This window comes from Elizabethkingia argenteiflava (genome assembly GCF_009904105.1).
Taxonomy (GTDB): Bacteria; Bacteroidota; Bacteroidia; order Flavobacteriales; family Weeksellaceae; genus Elizabethkingia; species Elizabethkingia argenteiflava.
In genome coordinates, this window is the sequence record NZ_JAAABJ010000312.1 from 1 (window position 1) to 398 (window position 398).

At 21.6% G+C, this 398-nt stretch carries 1 pseudogene; it reads left to right on the plus strand.

Annotation, left to right across the window (positions count from 1 at the left end):
• A pseudogene (locus GNY06_RS15505) lies at positions 1-175 on the plus strand (IS982 family transposase); the annotation flags it as partial.
• Positions 176-398: the final 223 nt, after the last annotated feature.

Genomic DNA, 398 nt, shown 5'->3' on the forward strand with positions numbered 1-398 from the left:
ACGAATTGAAACCAATATTTCACAACTCTGTGGACTGTTTTCCATTCATATCCATTTTGCAAAATCATTTCAGGGTTTAGCCACCAGAATAACTTGAAAAATAACTGCTTTTACTAGGAATCAATACATCAATTTTTTTGTCTTTAATAGAAGTATAAATAGGTTAAAAGTGAATAGTTCTAAATTCACAACAGTTTTTGATAATAAAAAATTAGATCATTCATTAGACATAAAAATTGTTTTGTATCTACACAATGGATATATATCTTACGAAGGAGACTGGCTTGTTAATTTAAAAAAAATAATAAAAAAGTAAAAAAAAAAATAAATATAAAAAAAAAAAAAACAAACAAAATAGATGTTTTTATTATTATTTATATATATTAAATATTATAAAA